This window comes from Alteromonas sp. NFXS44, from assembly GCF_040148705.1.
Lineage (GTDB): Bacteria > Pseudomonadota > Gammaproteobacteria > Enterobacterales > Alteromonadaceae > Alteromonas.
This window is the reverse complement of record NZ_JAGDEA010000011.1, coordinates 1-14,385: the sequence shown is the minus strand read 5'-3', so window position 1 is coordinate 14,385 and position 14,385 is coordinate 1. Positions and strand designations below refer to the sequence as shown.

Genomic DNA, 14,385 nt, shown 5'->3' with positions numbered 1-14,385 from the left:
TTTACTTACACGCGGATCAGAATCAGGTCGGCAGACGAATTATTAAAGCGTGTAAATACTCCGATCCAAATTTATTTTTCGCCGTAAGTAAGCTCAGTGAATAATGAAAATACTGTGTTTATGACGGCTCAAAATCTCCCTTTATTTCCCTTGTCAGCACACCTTCTTCCCGGTGGCCGGATTGCACTCAGAATCTTTGAACCACGCTACGTGCGCATGGTTAAAGAGGTATGTGCCGGTAATGGTCAACTGGTGGTTTGTATGCTCAACACACAGGGTGAAAAGGAAGCCAACACACACTTCTATCCTGTGGGCACTGCAGCGACTGTCGTTGACTTCGATATGCTCGATGACGGGTTGCTTGGCATAAAGGTTGCTGGTGTTAACTGTGTAGAGATAAGTAATGTGAAGACTGAGCCCGACGGGCTGCGTACAGGACACTGTCAGCCACTACCAGACTGGCACTGTGATATTACTTCTCAACAGATTTCACCTATAGATGAACGTTTGCAGGAGATTTTTGAGCGCTACGCTGAGGTAGGCCAGTTATATGATGTTCCGGAATTCCGGAATCCCATTTGGGTAATGTACCGCTGGCTCGAATTATTGCCCGTAGACGCTAAACAGAAACAGTATTTTCTTGCTCAACGCAATTGCCATAAGTTACTGGATTACTTAAAGGCACTTGTGCAGTAAATCGCCGTGTAAACTTTACATGGTAGGGGCATGAAACCATTACAATTCTGTAATCTGCTTGAAACACTCGTCTGTAGCAACTATTAACTTGATAGGATATGGACAAATACTTATGTTAGTTGGAATCCCAGTGGAACAAAGTAACAGTGTAATTAAGCCGAAAGATTGTGCGGCAGAAATGTCAGACTATATTGTTAAAGTTGCCGAACAGCGCTGCAAAGCATCGTTTGCAAGGGTGTTTGGATATTTTGCTCCGCGCCTGCGTTCTTACGCGTTAAAGCAGATGGGTAATGAAGCTTTAGCCATGGAAATGGTCCAGGATACCATGTCCAACGTATGGCAGAAGGCACATCTGTTTAATGCAGAGAAGGGAAGTCCTTCAACCTGGATTTTTACGATTGCCCGTAACATCCGTTTTGATATGTTACGGAAATTACAGAACAGAAAAGAAGATGTGTGTTCTGACGACTTGTGGCCGGTTCTTTGTGAGCAGACACCAGACGTGAATGAACAGTCGCTGGACGAACAGATTACCCTTGAACAAATCGGGTATATGTTTGAAGAGTTACCGAAGAAACAAAAATCTGTTATTGAAGCCATCTACATTGATGGTAAATCTCAACAGGAAGTTGCAGATGAACTGCATATCCCGTTGGGTACTGTTAAATCCCGTACCCGACTTGCACTGCAACGCCTGAAAGGCATGCTACAGGATCATGATTAATCACCATCCGGAACAAAACCAGCTTTCACAATTTGTTCAAGGTAGTTTATCCCCCGCCGAGTCATTCATTGTCTCGGCGCATTGCGATCTGTGTCCCAGATGCAGAAAAATAGCGTCAGAAGAAACTTCACGGTTTGCTGCAGAGGTATTTGATTTTTCCTCACTGTCTCAAGACGAGCAACTGGAAAGTTACAGCGCCATGCTCGCTGATATTACCCAACTCCCTGCTACGGCAAAGCCGGCAACAAAGTCCGCGTCTGTAAGCTCTATCACTGCTAAACGCGGACGTGGAGAGAAAACCATTGAACTGGATGGTCAGACTTTCGAACTTCCGCCAACGTTACAGCGTGTTATCCACAAAACGGGTTCATGGTCAGGGCTTGTTGGTAAATTGTGGCAGGCTCCGGTCGATCTCGGATACGCCGGTGTCGCCAACTTTATTTACATGGGGCGGGGAGGCAGTGTACCAGAACATACACACCGTGGTGTCGAGTATACGCTGGTACTGGATGGTGAATTTCATGACGGCAAGCACCATTACCGTACCGGAGACTTTGTGGTGATGGATGGCAAAGATACCCATGCGCCTTATTCGGATCACATCAGTGGATGTCTGGTATTTACCTTACTGGATGAACCGCTGCATTTCACATCAGGTATCGCCAGACTGTTGAATCCGTTCAGTCATCTTTTCTTCAGATAAGCCTCCCTCGCGGCGCTGAGCGGCTCTGTGAGCATGCTCGAGACACAAAAAAAGCGCCGTAGCGCTTTTTTTGTTTATATCTGATTAACTGATGAAATCACTGTCCGGAAAATTCAGACGCAGTGTTTGCATAGCATTTTCTTTCAGCTCAGTCAGACCTAACTGGTCATAGCTTGATACCATGATTTCCAGCGCTTCCTGAACCTGGTCTGTATTCGAGTAGTTTTCCAGTACGTAGCGTCCGCGATTTGCCGCCGCGACAAAAGCTTCCCGGCGCATATAAAAACGGGCGATAGCAATTTCATACTTCGCCAGCCTTTCTTTGATAAACACCATGCGCTTTTTAGCATCAGCAGCATATTTACTGTCAGGGTATTGCTGGATCAGACGTCTGAAATCTGTGAAAGCTTCCCGTGATTTACTGGGATCACGGTCTGCGCGGTCAATCTGCATCAGTTGCTGAAACATGTTTGCGTCGGCTTCCATGTTGGTCAGTCCGCGCATGTAGAACGCATAATCCACGTCTGAGTGGTTCGGGTTTAAGCGGATGAAGCGGTCGATGGTCGCCAGCGTTTCGTCAATTTTACCCGATTTATAGTAGCTGTAGATCAGGTCAAGTTGTACCTGATTGGACAACGGACCAAACGGGTAACGAGAATCCAGCTCACTGAGTGCGGTAGACGCAGCACCGAAATTACCGTTCTGCATATTACGTTTGGCATTATCATACATTTGCTGGGAACCCATGTTCGCCAGCGCCGCGCGTTGTTCTGAATCGTCAGACGAGCTGCAGCCCGTTACGCTAATCATGACACCAACAACAAGGGGCATCACTAATCGAATTGATTTCATATCTGTTGTCTATTCCTGCTTAACCGACTGATACGTTTAACTGCATTTTCATTATAGCGACATTCTAGCGCACTCAAACACGCAAACTCCACATAAAAACCGGAAACTTTCCGTTTAACTAACGTAAAGATTGGTATAATGCGCTTTTTTGTAACAGCGAAAGAGTTATATGACCCAGCCTGTAAACACCGTCAAGCTTGAGGCAAACACCGGGCCACACCATTTTGGTCAGAGGTTAGATCAGGTTTTGGCTGATTTGTTCCCTGAATATTCCCGTTCAAAGTTAAAAAATTGGATTCTGGAAGGGAATGTCACTGTGGATGGCGATGTTTTGACCACTCCCCGGCAAAAAATGCTGGGTGATGAATATGTACAGGTCACGGCTGAAATGGAAGTGCAGACCGCCAGCCTGCCACAGAAAATCGACCTGAACATTGTCTACGAAGATGATTCGATTTTAATTCTTAATAAGCCTGCTGATCTGGTGGTTCACCCAGGGGCAGGTAATCAGGACGGCACATTGTTGAATGCGTTGCTGGCCCATGTACCGGGTATTGAAGTGGTGCCACGGGCTGGTATTGTGCATCGTCTGGATAAAGATACTACGGGTTTGATGGTAGTGGCGAAAACCGTTCCGGCGCAAACCCATCTGGTCAATCAACTTCAGGACCGGGTGATGAGCAGGGAGTATGAAGCGCTGGCATACGGCACTATGGTCGCCGGTGGTATCGTCGATGCGCCTATCGGCCGTCATGCAACTAAGCGTACACTCATGGCCGTTCGTGAAACCGGTAAGCCGGCAGTTACTCACTATCGGGTTATCGAAAAATTCCGTGCACATACGCACTTGCGCCTGAAACTGGAAACTGGCCGTACACACCAGATCCGCGTGCACATGGCACACCTCAAGCACCCGCTGGTGGGTGATACTGCCTATGGCGGCAGAACCCGTTTGCCAAAAGGCGCTACAGAGGCGTGTGTTGAAGCGTTACGTGCTTTTCCCCGCCAGGCCTTGCATGCTGCGCAATTGTCTCTGTTCCACCCTGAAACCGATGAATGGATGACCTGGCAGGCGCCGCTACCTGATGACATGGTGCAACTGATCGCCACTGTGCGTGAAGACACCAAAATCAAAGGTATGGATGACGTATAAGTGATATCCCTGATCCAGCCGGCATGGCCGGTACCGGACAATGTATTTGCTTATACCAGTTGCCGCGACGGGGGACTAAGCAGCGGGGACTACGCCGGTTTAAACACCGGTGCCCACGTGGGTGATGATCCGCAATTAGTGGCCGGTAACCGTGCGTTATTGCCCGGCCATACCTTCATTGTCTGGCTGGATCAGGTACATGGTGAACACTGCGTTACCTTCGATGCAGATGTGACCGGCCCTTTGCCGGCGTCGCCATTGCAGGCCGATGCTTGTATCAGCCGGACCCCGGCACGCACCTGTGCCATTATGACAGCTGACTGCGTGCCGGTTCTTCTGTGTAATTTTGCCGGCACAGAAGTGGCTGCAGTACACGCAGGCTGGCAGGGACTGGAAAAGGAGATTATCAGACACACCGTCAGCGCGATGAAATCAACTGCGGATAATATAATAGCCTGGATCGGGCCGGCTATCAGTCAACCCTGCTATGAAGTTCCCCGTTCTCTGGCCGGCCGCTTTGCCCGTTACCCTGAAGCAATTGAGAACATTGGCGGCAGCGATAAATGTCTGCTTGATTTACCGCTGATAGCACTTATGCAATTAAACGATGCCGGCATAAAAAACGTGACGCAATCGGGTCTCTGTACCTATTCCGATCCCCACCAATTTTATTCACACCGGCGGGCAACGCATGAAGGCAGGGAGCAAACCGGCCGCATCGTGTCTGTCATAGGTTTGCGTTAAGCCTTTTCAATCAGTCACCCGGTATCATGTGTTTTGTGAGCCGGGCAGATTCCAACATTGATGTTAATCAACAAATTAACCTTGTCTTGAGTTATTTTTTAATCAGATAACTTGAATCACAGCAGATTAATACCCATAAAATTAGCAACGTTATTGCAGGGGATTTTTCATGCGATTAGATAGATTTACCAGTAAATTTCAATTAGCGATTTCCGACGCACAGTCTCTGGCACTGGGTCGGGATCATCAGTTTATTGAGCCCGTGCACCTGATGACAGCCATGCTGAATCAACAGGGCGGCTCTGTACGTCCGTTACTCGATCAAGCCCACGTAAATGTGAATGCATTACGCTCTTCTCTGGCTGAAGCGATCGAGCGGCTTCCACGGGTTGATGGCATCGGTGGCGATGTACAGTTAAGCAAGGACAGCGGCATTTTGCTGAACCTTTGCGACAAGATTGCCCAGCAGCGCAAAGATGAATACATCACATCTGAAATTTTTGTGCTGGCAGCGCTTCAGGACAAAGGCAAATTAGGTGATTTGCTGAAAAGTCTGAATGTGACAAAGGATCAAATCGAAACGGCCATTGATAAAATGCGTGGCGGTCAGAAAGTGACAGATCCTAACGCTGAAGATGTGCGTCAGGCGCTGGAAAAATACACCACTGATCTGACCGAACGGGCAGAACAGGGCAAGCTGGACCCGGTGATAGGCCGTGATGATGAAATCCGCCGCACCGTGCAGGTATTGCAACGCCGGACCAAGAATAACCCTGTGTTAATTGGTGAACCCGGTGTAGGTAAAACCGCCATTGTTGAAGGACTTGCCCAGCGTATTATTAATGGTGAAGTACCGGAAGGGCTGAAGGATAAGCGGGTACTGTCGCTCGACATGGGCGCGTTAGTGGCCGGTGCGAAGTACCGTGGTGAATTTGAAGAACGGCTGAAAGCGGTACTCAATGAACTGGCCAAAGAAGAAGGTCGTGTCATTCTGTTTATTGACGAGCTCCATACCATGGTCGGCGCCGGTAAAGGCGACGGCGCGATGGATGCCGGTAATATGCTTAAGCCAGCTCTCGCTCGCGGTGAACTGCATTGTGTGGGCGCAACCACGCTGGACGAATACCGTCAGTATATCGAGAAGGACGCCGCTCTTGAACGTCGCTTCCAGAAAGTGCTGGTGGATGAGCCGAGTGTGGAAGATACCATCGCCATTTTACGTGGTTTGAAAGAACGTTACGAGCTTCACCACTCGGTGGATATTACCGACCCGGCCATTGTCGCGGCGGCTACATTGTCACACCGTTATATTAGTGACCGTCAGTTGCCTGATAAAGCTATCGATCTTATTGATGAAGCGGCTTCCAGCATTCGTCTGCAAATTGATTCCAAGCCTGAAGATATGGACAGGCTTGAGCGCCGCATCATCCAGTTAAAACTGGAAGAGCAGGCACTGGCAAAAGAAACAGACGATGCCAGCCACAAGCGCCTGGAAATGATCGAGCTGGAGCGTGAACAGGCTGAAAACAAATTGTCCGGTCTGGATAAAATCTGGCGCGAAGAAAAGGATGCGATGCAGGGCACGCAAACCATCAAGTCTGAACTGGAGCAGGCGAAACTCGATTTGGAAATCGCCCGCCGGGCGTCAGATCTGAATCGTATGTCAGAGCTGCAGTACGGTCGTATTCCTGAGCTGGAAATGAAGCTGGAAAAAGCGGCGGAGAACGAAACAAAAGAAACCTTCTTATTGAAAAACAAGGTTTCCGACGCTGAAATTGCAGATGTGCTGTCCCGCTGGACAGGCATTCCCGTATCCAAAATGCTTGAGGGTGAACGGGAAAAACTACTTAGAATGGAAGACGTACTCCACAAGCGGGTAGTGGGGCAGGCGGAAGCGGTAAATGCTGTGTCCAACGCTATCAGACGCTCACGGGCTGGCCTGGCAGATCCAAACCGTCCCATTGGTTCGTTCCTGTTTTTGGGGCCTACCGGTGTAGGGAAAACCGAACTGTCGAAGGCACTGGCCGGTTTCCTGTTTGACACGGAAGATGCACTGGTACGTATCGACATGTCTGAGTTCATGGAGAAGCATTCGGTATCCCGTTTGGTAGGGGCACCTCCGGGCTACGTTGGCTATGAAGAAGGGGGTTATCTTACTGAAGCTGTGCGGCGTAAACCGTATTCCGTGATCCTGCTGGATGAAGTCGAAAAGGCCCATCCTGATGTGTTTAATATTTTGTTGCAGGTGTTAGACGATGGTCGTCTGACAGACGGGCAGGGGCGTACGGTAGACTTCAAAAATACCGTTGTGATCATGACATCGAACCTGGGTTCTGACGTGATTCAGGATACTCACGATGACAGTCAGTATGACGAAATGAAGCAACGTGTGATGGGCGTGGTCGGGCAGCACTTCAGGCCCGAGTTTATTAACCGTGTGGATGATCTGGTGGTATTCCATCCGCTGGGTAAAGAGCAAATTAAATCCATTGCTAAAATACAGCTGGCATCATTACGTCAGCGTTTATCTGAAAAAGGTTACAAAATGGAGTTGTCCGGTGCGGCCATGGATAAGCTGGCTGACGCAGGTTTTGATCCGGTGTTCGGTGCCCGTCCACTGAAGCGGGCTATTCAGACACAAATCGAAAACCCGCTGGCACAGCAGCTGTTATCCGGTGTGTTGTTGCCTGAATCAACAATTCGTATTGATGTGAAGGACGATCACCTTATCGTGATGTAAGCCATTCCGTCTCTGGTTTGGAAATAAGATGTCCGGACAAAATGAAAGACCCCTCTGCCTTGCAGAGGGGTCTTCTTTATTCATCAATGATCTGAGTTCATCAGTGTCACTGAGGACTTTTGGTGTTTGCGTCTCCAGAATGCCAGTGAGCCACCCATCAGGAACAGCGCCAGAGTACCGGGTTCAGGTACATCGGTTTGTGGCATTTCTTTTTTAGAAAAACCGATAGAAGCCAGTTTAAAGGCATCGTCGTACAAGGTTCCGCCAATATCTCCGAACACGAGGTTATACGCTCCAATCAGCCAGTATTGGGAATAGGTTGTATCCATATCCACCATCGCCAGATTGGTGTCTTCGCAATTGAGCACGTCATACGAACCCACTGCCAGCGCCTCTCCGGCTATATCTGCCCAGGTGTTTGCACCGGACGTCAGCATGGAGGTGTCGTTTAAAGCTGCTACCGACACCTGCGTATCACCGCTGTTCCAGAGCCAGCTGAATGTTGCTCCGGTTACATTAACCTCTTCATCAAAGGAGATAAGATAAAAGTCGTAATCGGTTTCAATTATGTGATAACCGCTGGCATACCAGTCCAGATTAATATTGTCAGCGGCATGTTGGGGGACACCATATTCGCCACTGCGGGTGTCACTGGTAAACGGCGTGTTAGTCACATCTTTATTGATGATACCGTAACCCTCGCCATAATTAATCAGGCTGGCTGTTTCTACAATGTCATCGCTCAGGTAGTGCTTGCCGTTGGACTGGCTGTAGGTGTAATCGTAATTACGGGAAGAAAAGCCCCGGCCTCCCGTATCCGAATACGCTGTTGTACTGATTGTCACGCCATCGACAACGGCGCTGCTGATACCATCGTTGGCAATCATGTAACGCAAATCTTCAGCAAAGTAGTCACTGGCTGAGCAGCCGGTGTGACTATCGCCACACTTACTGCTCCAACTGGTAGCCTGTGCAGGTACGATAAATATCCCTGACGCAACCAGTGTTGTGACACTCATAATTTTATTAAACTTCATAAATAAAACCTTACGTGGGGACAATGAATCACTGTCTTCACTTTGAGTATAATTAACCGTTTATCTTCCTGCTTTTACACTCGGAGGGTTGCGGCAGAAATCTCTTACGTGACGCCTGGAGGCACCCGTATGCTGAACGGAATACAGGCTTGTATTGTAGTTTGGGCGGGCCCTTTATGAAGTATGTGTCTTTATACAAAGGGGACAGGATGAATACTGAGCGCGGGTGTGCTGTGCAGGATAAAAGTACAAAAAAGCCGCACGGAAAACGGGTTAAGTGCGGCCTGATTGTTTCAGACTTAGATACGGTGTGTCATATACCGTTAAGTAGTCTGACTGCCACCGTCTTGCCGTTGTATTCCACTTCGGAGTTGGCAGCCAGTTCAAGGTGTTCCTGCGCTTCAGCTTCGCGACCCATCTTCACCAGCGTGTACCCGAGGTGGAAGCGGAGTTTCGGGTTAGTCGCCTGACGACTGAACGCCCTTCTCAACATTTCCAGGCTTTCAGCATATTTTCCTTCGTTCGCCAGTACCCAGCCATAAGTATCCAGTATTTCCGGATCGCTGGCATTCAACTGAAATGCCTCTTTAATCCACTGACTGGCCTGAATGGTATTTGTCTGAGCTGACATTTCTGCCAGACGGTTCAGTACTTTCGGTTTGTTCAGTACATTGGGTAATTTAGCCAGCTCGATATATACAGGTATCGACTTCTCAAATTCCCCGGCATTATAGAAATACTGTGCAAGTAAATTAGCCGGTAACAGGTATTCAGGCTGTTCTTTCATTAATTTTCTGGCAATCGATACAAAACCGTCAGGGTTGTTGCCCCGCTCAGCCATTTTATAAGCCGCCAGAAGAGGTTGAGCATAAACAGGTGCGATAGTCAGTGAGCGGCCATATGCTTGTGCGGCTTTATCAAAACTGTTGCGACTTTCTGCCAGCAGGCCGGCCACATACCAGAAGTCTGCGTTATTCTGGTTTTTCTCGATACGTGAAGCAATAGTGTTCGCCGCGTCAGATACTTTACCCATTGCGATCTGCAGTTTAGCCGTATGAAGGGCAAGATCATTATCGTAAGGAGAGATTTCTCTGGCAGTTGTGAATGCAGCCAGTGCTTCATCAGGACGCCCAAGCTTGATCAGAATATTGCCGTAACGCTCCAGATATTTTGAACTAGTCTGGATAACGTCCCTGGCAAGCACAATGGCCTGTTCGGCTTCGTCAGCTCTGTCCATACCGATCAGAATGTCGGCTTTCTGCAGCAAGTATGCAGGATTGTCAAAGTCCTCTTTAAGGAGTTTGTCTAACTGATAAAGTGCACCACTCATATCGCCTTTAGCTGCGGCAACCTGAACCAGTTTTACCCGCGCTTCCTGATTGTTAGGATGCAAGGTAAGCACATCTTTGTATATCAGTACCGCATTATCAATATCTTTAAGTCTTAGCAGGTTTTGTGCTTTCAACAGTTGCGAAGGAACATGACGGGGAACTTGTGCCAGTAACGCATCGAGGAGTTCCAGCGATGCAGGCAGGTTACCCGTCTTAGCATCCAGAGCTGCAAGGTTGAATCTGGCTGAAAAACTGCTCTCATTGATACTCAGAGCTTTATCCAGCAAGTTACGGGCTTTGGCAAATTCTTCCTGTTGTATAAATAAAGTAGCTTTTAGATTATAAACATCGGCTTTGTCCGGAAAAATGTCAATGAGCGCATCTACCGCATTATGAGCGTCATCGTACATGCCGAATCGCATTTTCATAGATGCGTAGGTAAACAGGAAAGTCGGATTAAGTTGCTGAGCAGGATAATTTTTATCAAGCAGTGCCAGCGCCTGTTCTTCCATTCCCCGCACTGTCATCAGCTTAATTTTAAATAGTTGCAATTGCAGGGTATTTGGAAATTCTTCTTCCAATGCGCGAACAAGACTGTCTGCCCGGAAGCTTTTGTTCTGATCTATCAGCAAATCACCCAGCAAAAGGGCTGCGTTTAAATCCTGCATCAACAATGACTGTTTTTTCTCCAGCAGTGTTAACGCCAGTTTAGGGCGCTGAGTAGAAATATATGCTTTGGCCAGTAATTTTATTGCCTGCAAGTCATCAGGCACCTTACCCAGGTAACGTTCGAAATCGCCAACCGCTTTTTCGATGTTGCCATTAAAATAGGCAGTAAGGCCGCTGATATAAATAAGTAGCGGTTGGGATTCAACTACGTCCGGCGACAACTCGGAGAGTGTATTACTCAGTTTCTGAATTTCAGTACTGTTTGATGTGACCGTCTGTTCCTGTGTCATCAACCAGTTGTTAAGCAGAATAGCCAGTGGATCGTCCGGAGTACGGGACATGATTTCATCCACATATGCACGGGCGCTTTCAAAGTCATCTCTGGCAATGTAGATATTAACCAGATTACGCAGAGCAATGGGATCGTCTGAATTTATTTCAAGTGCACGTTTAAAGTCTTTGATAGCGGTATCAACGTCGCCCTGACGGTAGCTGAGCTGACCTGTCAGGCGCCACAGAATGGCGCTGTTATCATCAATTTCGCGGGATTGTGCGAGAAAGTCTTCAGCGGTTTCTGTATCACCGGCCCGCATTGCAATTGCTGCAAGTCCGTTCAGCGCGTTGTCCTTATTGTAGGGCATGGCAAGCATGTCCTGATAAGCTTGTTCGGCACAGACGTCATCGTCAAGTTTGGTACAGGCTGTTGCCCGGATCTGTAACCAGCTTGATTTTTGTTTTGAGCCCAGTCGCTTGTATTCCTGGAAATCAAGAATGTCGCGGAAGCGGTTCATAAACAACCAGGCTGTTCCCAGCGGTTCTGCAACCAGATTCAGGTCAGCGCCCATGTCGATGGCTTCCTGAAATTCCAGTTCAGCGGCACGCACATAACCGTTTTGCAGAAGCAGGCGACCCATTAATATCTTTGCAGTCAGGTTATCAGGATCTTTTTGCAGACTATTTTTAAGGTGAACAAACGATTCTTCATATCGTTTTGCATTGTAGGCTTCCAGTGCCTGTTCATAATCTTCAAAGGTTGTAGCATGGGCTGATCCAATTAGGCTCAGTCCGGCCAGACCGAAAAGCGCGCTGCGCACGCGTGAAGCTAACATCCGTTGATTTTTCATAATTCACCTGAATTTGCCGAACAAAAAAGGTGGCATTAAGCCACCTTCTACGGGTAATGCCTGTTAAGGCTTAATCATTATGATTAAGCACTACGTCTTCTGCGCCACATTGCCAGGGCACCGCCCATGAACAACATTGCGAATGTACCGGGTTCTGTTACCTGCGTTGTTGGTGGCTCTTCACCAGGCTTTTTATTAAAGCCTACGCTGGCTAACTTGAAACCGTCATCGTACATACTATGCCCGATATTGCCGAAGACTGTGTTATACGCTCCGATAATCCAGTATTGAGAATAAACATTATCCAAACCGCTGATTTCTGCTAAATCAGTATCGTCACAGTTAAGGACATCAAATGAGCCTACTGCCAGCGCATCACCTGCTATGTCGCCCCATGTATTCACACCTGAAGTAAGCATAGATGTATCGCTCAATGCTGCAACAGAGATCTGCGTATCTGTTTCTTTCCACAACCAACTGAAAGTCGCACCCGTTACATTTACTTCTTCGTCAAAAGAAATAAGCACATAGTCGAAGTCAGTATCATTCATAATGTAGGTATTGTATTTACTACCTGCGAAATACGCATTACCTTCATTATCTGCTGAGTGTTCAGGTGAGCTACCGTCTTCGTCCAGGTTGATAACACCGTAACCTGAACCGTAATCAGCCATTTGTGCAGCTTCTACCTGGTCATCTCCATACATGGCATAATCTTTACCGTTGTAATTATATTTGCCTTGATAGTTATGACCTGTTGTATCAGAGTAAGCTGAAGCATTGATAGTTACACCATCAACTACTGCATTGCTGATACCATCACTGGCCAGACTGTACATTAAGTCATCTGCGAAATAGTCAGCTGCATTACAGCCATCACCTGTGTTGCCACCAGTACCACAACCACTGTGCCAACCACCAGAATAGTTAGTTGCCATAGCAGGTGCAGTAATAGCGCTTGCAAGGACGAGTGTCGTCACTGACGCGATCTTACTTATCTTCATATTAAAAACCCCTTTTATACCTCGATTTCATACCTCAATCCGATACAAGCACTTACCGTGCCATTCTTTATTTTGTTGATTTTTATAAGGAAATTTTAGGTAGGATTTAGGTTTAAAAATTCCTACGTAAAAAATACTGACATAATACAAAAGTAGTTAAAGTGATTTTATTTATTACTATTCAATGCTTTACTGAAAGATTTTATAAGTTAAGTTGAGGTATATCATACCATACTAAATAATGAGCATTCTCTGGTATATTTGAACCGTGCGTAGTGCGGGTATGTATGAAATAATGGATTGGTCAGTATTAATTAACTTGAGGTTTTATGACGGACACAAAAAGGAAAGGCATCTACCTGTTGCCTAATTTACTTACCACCGCAGGGCTATTCTCGGGTTTCTATGCCGTAGTCGCGTCTATGAACGGCAGTTTCGAAGCTGCTGCGGTTGCCGTTTTCGTTGCAATGATATTTGACGGACTCGATGGAAGGGCTGCAAGGATCACCAACACGCAAAGTGCGTTTGGTGCTGAATACGACTCAATGGCCGACATGGTTTCTTTTGGTGTTGCTCCGGCGCTGGTTGCTTACAACTGGGGTTTAAGTGAATTAGGTAAGCTGGGATGGCTCGCTGCCTTTATATATGTAGCTGGTGCAGCGTTGCGTCTGGCGCGGTTCAATACGCAGGTGGGTATTGCTGACAAACGATTCTTTCAGGGGTTGGCAAGCCCGGCTGCTGCAGCCGTTGTATCCGGGTTGGTCTGGGTAGGCGTCGAATATGATGTGAATGGCAACGATTATGGTTTTGTTGTAGCACTGATAACCGGAGCGGCCGGCTTACTCATGGTGAGTAACTTCAAATATAACTCCTTTAAAGAAGTAAACTGGAACGGCAAAGTTCCTTTTGTTGCGCTTCTTATTATTATGCTTGTGTTTGTAATTGTGGCGACAGAGCCTGCATTAGTGCTTTTCCTTGTCTTTGCCCTTTATGCTCTTGCCGGGCCCATTAATACATTCCGTACCGTTGATAAGGTAACACTTCAGGATGTAGTGGGGGACCATGAAGAGAAGGATGCGGATTTTACTGTTGATGATGATAAGGCAGATGAAAAAAACGTTGGTGATGATGAACCAGAGCATAAGTCATAGCACCTGTTACCTGAAATAATGTAGAAAAGAGATATCAGAACAGACGAAATTAAGACGTTTTGTCTATTTAATTATCAATGTGTTCAAAAAGCGACCGTTCAGGTCGCTTTTTTACTTTTTACGCTAATTAAGGGTTGACGGGAAGGGTCATGTGAGTAGAATGCGCGTCCTCGGTTCAGGGAGCTCACACAAAGCACCGGAAACGAGTTTTTTGAAAGCGTTTTGAGAAGAAAATACTTCAAAAAATGATTGACAAAAAAATGATGCGGAGTAATATACGCATCCCGCTTGAGACGGCTAACAGCAAGGCTTAAGCGAATGTTCTTTAACAATTTATAACAAGACAATCTGTGTGGGCACTCGTTAAGAGTGTCAACCGACGATTCATAAAAGTTTTTCGATATATTTAATTGAAGAGTTTGATCATGGCTCAGATTGAACGCTGGCGGCAGGCCTA

The 14,385-nt window shown here is 47.1% G+C and carries 12 protein-coding genes; 7 read left to right on the top strand and 5 right to left on the bottom strand.

Annotated features, from left to right (window positions below):
• Positions 1 to 120 precede the first annotated feature (120 nt).
• From J3369_RS13785 to J3369_RS13775, 3 genes are all read left to right on the top strand, one after another.
• Positions 121 to 696: an LON peptidase substrate-binding domain-containing protein gene (locus tag J3369_RS13785; protein ID WP_349587877.1), complete on the top strand. Its 576-nt coding sequence runs from the start codon at positions 121 to 123 to the stop codon at positions 694 to 696.
• 112 nt (positions 697 to 808) lie between these two features.
• Positions 809 to 1,420, top strand: a complete 612-nt coding sequence (locus J3369_RS13780) for a sigma-70 family RNA polymerase sigma factor (RefSeq protein ID WP_119501911.1) — start codon at positions 809 to 811, stop codon at positions 1,418 to 1,420.
• Positions 1,413 to 2,123, top strand: coding sequence for a ChrR family anti-sigma-E factor (locus J3369_RS13775; protein ID WP_349587875.1), 711 nt, complete (start codon positions 1,413 to 1,415; stop codon positions 2,121 to 2,123). Before J3369_RS13780 ends, J3369_RS13775 begins: the two co-directional genes overlap by 8 nt.
• Before the next feature lie 84 nt (positions 2,124 to 2,207).
• Here the strand turns inward: J3369_RS13775 and J3369_RS13770 are convergent, their stop codons facing one another.
• Entirely contained in the window at positions 2,208 to 2,975 is a 768-nt protein-coding gene (locus tag J3369_RS13770) for an outer membrane protein assembly factor BamD (protein WP_349587872.1), read from the bottom strand.
• Between the two features lie 169 nt (positions 2,976 to 3,144).
• Between J3369_RS13770 and rluD the strand changes: the two genes are divergently transcribed.
• The 3 genes from rluD to clpB all read left to right on the top strand — a co-directional run bounded on the left by rluD (position 3,145) and on the right by clpB (position 7,612).
• Positions 3,145 to 4,128: a 23S rRNA pseudouridine(1911/1915/1917) synthase RluD gene (gene rluD / locus J3369_RS13765; protein ID WP_119501908.1), complete on the top strand. Its 984-nt coding sequence runs from the start codon at positions 3,145 to 3,147 to the stop codon at positions 4,126 to 4,128.
• Positions 4,129 to 4,872: a peptidoglycan editing factor PgeF gene (gene pgeF / locus J3369_RS13760; protein WP_349587869.1), complete on the top strand. Its 744-nt coding sequence runs from the start codon at positions 4,129 to 4,131 to the stop codon at positions 4,870 to 4,872. It begins immediately after the preceding gene.
• 169 nt (positions 4,873 to 5,041) lie between these two features.
• A complete protein-coding gene (clpB, locus tag J3369_RS13755) occupies positions 5,042 to 7,612 on the top strand; it encodes an ATP-dependent chaperone ClpB (protein WP_349587867.1) in 2,571 nt (856 codons plus the stop codon).
• 83 nt (positions 7,613 to 7,695) lie between these two features.
• Here clpB and xdp1 (J3369_RS13750) read toward each other — a convergent pair whose 3' ends face one another.
• The 3 genes from xdp1 (J3369_RS13750) to xdp1 (J3369_RS13740) all read right to left on the bottom strand — a co-directional run bounded on the left by xdp1 (J3369_RS13750) (position 7,696) and on the right by xdp1 (J3369_RS13740) (position 12,777).
• On the bottom strand, positions 7,696 to 8,649 hold the full coding sequence (gene xdp1 / locus J3369_RS13750) for an exosortase-dependent surface protein XDP1 (RefSeq protein ID WP_349587865.1): 954 nt from the start codon (positions 8,647 to 8,649) through the stop codon (positions 7,696 to 7,698).
• 313 nt (positions 8,650 to 8,962) lie between these two features.
• A complete protein-coding gene (locus J3369_RS13745) occupies positions 8,963 to 11,773 on the bottom strand; it encodes a tetratricopeptide repeat protein (RefSeq protein WP_349587862.1) in 2,811 nt (936 codons plus the stop codon).
• Positions 11,774 to 11,856: 83 nt separating this feature from the next.
• The gene (gene xdp1 / locus J3369_RS13740) at positions 11,857 to 12,777 is read right to left on the bottom strand and encodes an exosortase-dependent surface protein XDP1 (RefSeq protein WP_349587860.1); all 921 of its coding nucleotides are present in this window, start codon (positions 12,775 to 12,777) and stop codon (positions 11,857 to 11,859) included.
• A 329-nt stretch (positions 12,778 to 13,106) separates the two neighbouring features.
• Between xdp1 (J3369_RS13740) and pssA the strand changes: the two genes are divergently transcribed.
• On the top strand, positions 13,107 to 13,928 hold the full coding sequence (gene pssA / locus J3369_RS13735) for a CDP-diacylglycerol--serine O-phosphatidyltransferase (protein ID WP_303573132.1): 822 nt from the start codon (positions 13,107 to 13,109) through the stop codon (positions 13,926 to 13,928).
• 98 nt (positions 13,929 to 14,026) lie between these two features.
• Here pssA and J3369_RS13730 read toward each other — a convergent pair.
• Positions 14,027 to 14,385, bottom strand: a 359-nt coding sequence (locus J3369_RS13730) for a hypothetical protein (protein ID WP_349587858.1), incomplete at its 5' end; no start/stop codon positions are given.

What these genes read in the sequence shown, in the direction of transcription:
- pssA (WP_303573132.1), top strand. Translation starts at nt 13,107, where the DNA reads ATGACGGACACAAAAAGGAAAGGCATCTACCTGTTGCCTAATTTACTT.
- xdp1 (WP_349587865.1), bottom strand. Translation starts at nt 8,649, where the DNA reads ATGAAGTTTAATAAAATTATGAGTGTCACAACACTGGTTGCGTCAGGG.
- xdp1 (WP_349587860.1), bottom strand. Translation starts at nt 12,777, where the DNA reads ATGAAGATAAGTAAGATCGCGTCAGTGACGACACTCGTCCTTGCAAGC.
- J3369_RS13785 (WP_349587877.1), top strand. Translation starts at nt 121, where the DNA reads ATGACGGCTCAAAATCTCCCTTTATTTCCCTTGTCAGCACACCTTCTT.
- J3369_RS13780 (WP_119501911.1), top strand. Translation starts at nt 809, where the DNA reads ATGTTAGTTGGAATCCCAGTGGAACAAAGTAACAGTGTAATTAAGCCG.
- J3369_RS13770 (WP_349587872.1), bottom strand. Translation starts at nt 2,975, where the DNA reads ATGAAATCAATTCGATTAGTGATGCCCCTTGTTGTTGGTGTCATGATT.
- rluD (WP_119501908.1), top strand. Translation starts at nt 3,145, where the DNA reads ATGACCCAGCCTGTAAACACCGTCAAGCTTGAGGCAAACACCGGGCCA.
- clpB (WP_349587867.1), top strand. Translation starts at nt 5,042, where the DNA reads ATGCGATTAGATAGATTTACCAGTAAATTTCAATTAGCGATTTCCGAC.
- J3369_RS13745 (WP_349587862.1), bottom strand. Translation starts at nt 11,773, where the DNA reads ATGAAAAATCAACGGATGTTAGCTTCACGCGTGCGCAGCGCGCTTTTC.
- J3369_RS13775 (WP_349587875.1), top strand. Translation starts at nt 1,413, where the DNA reads ATGATTAATCACCATCCGGAACAAAACCAGCTTTCACAATTTGTTCAA.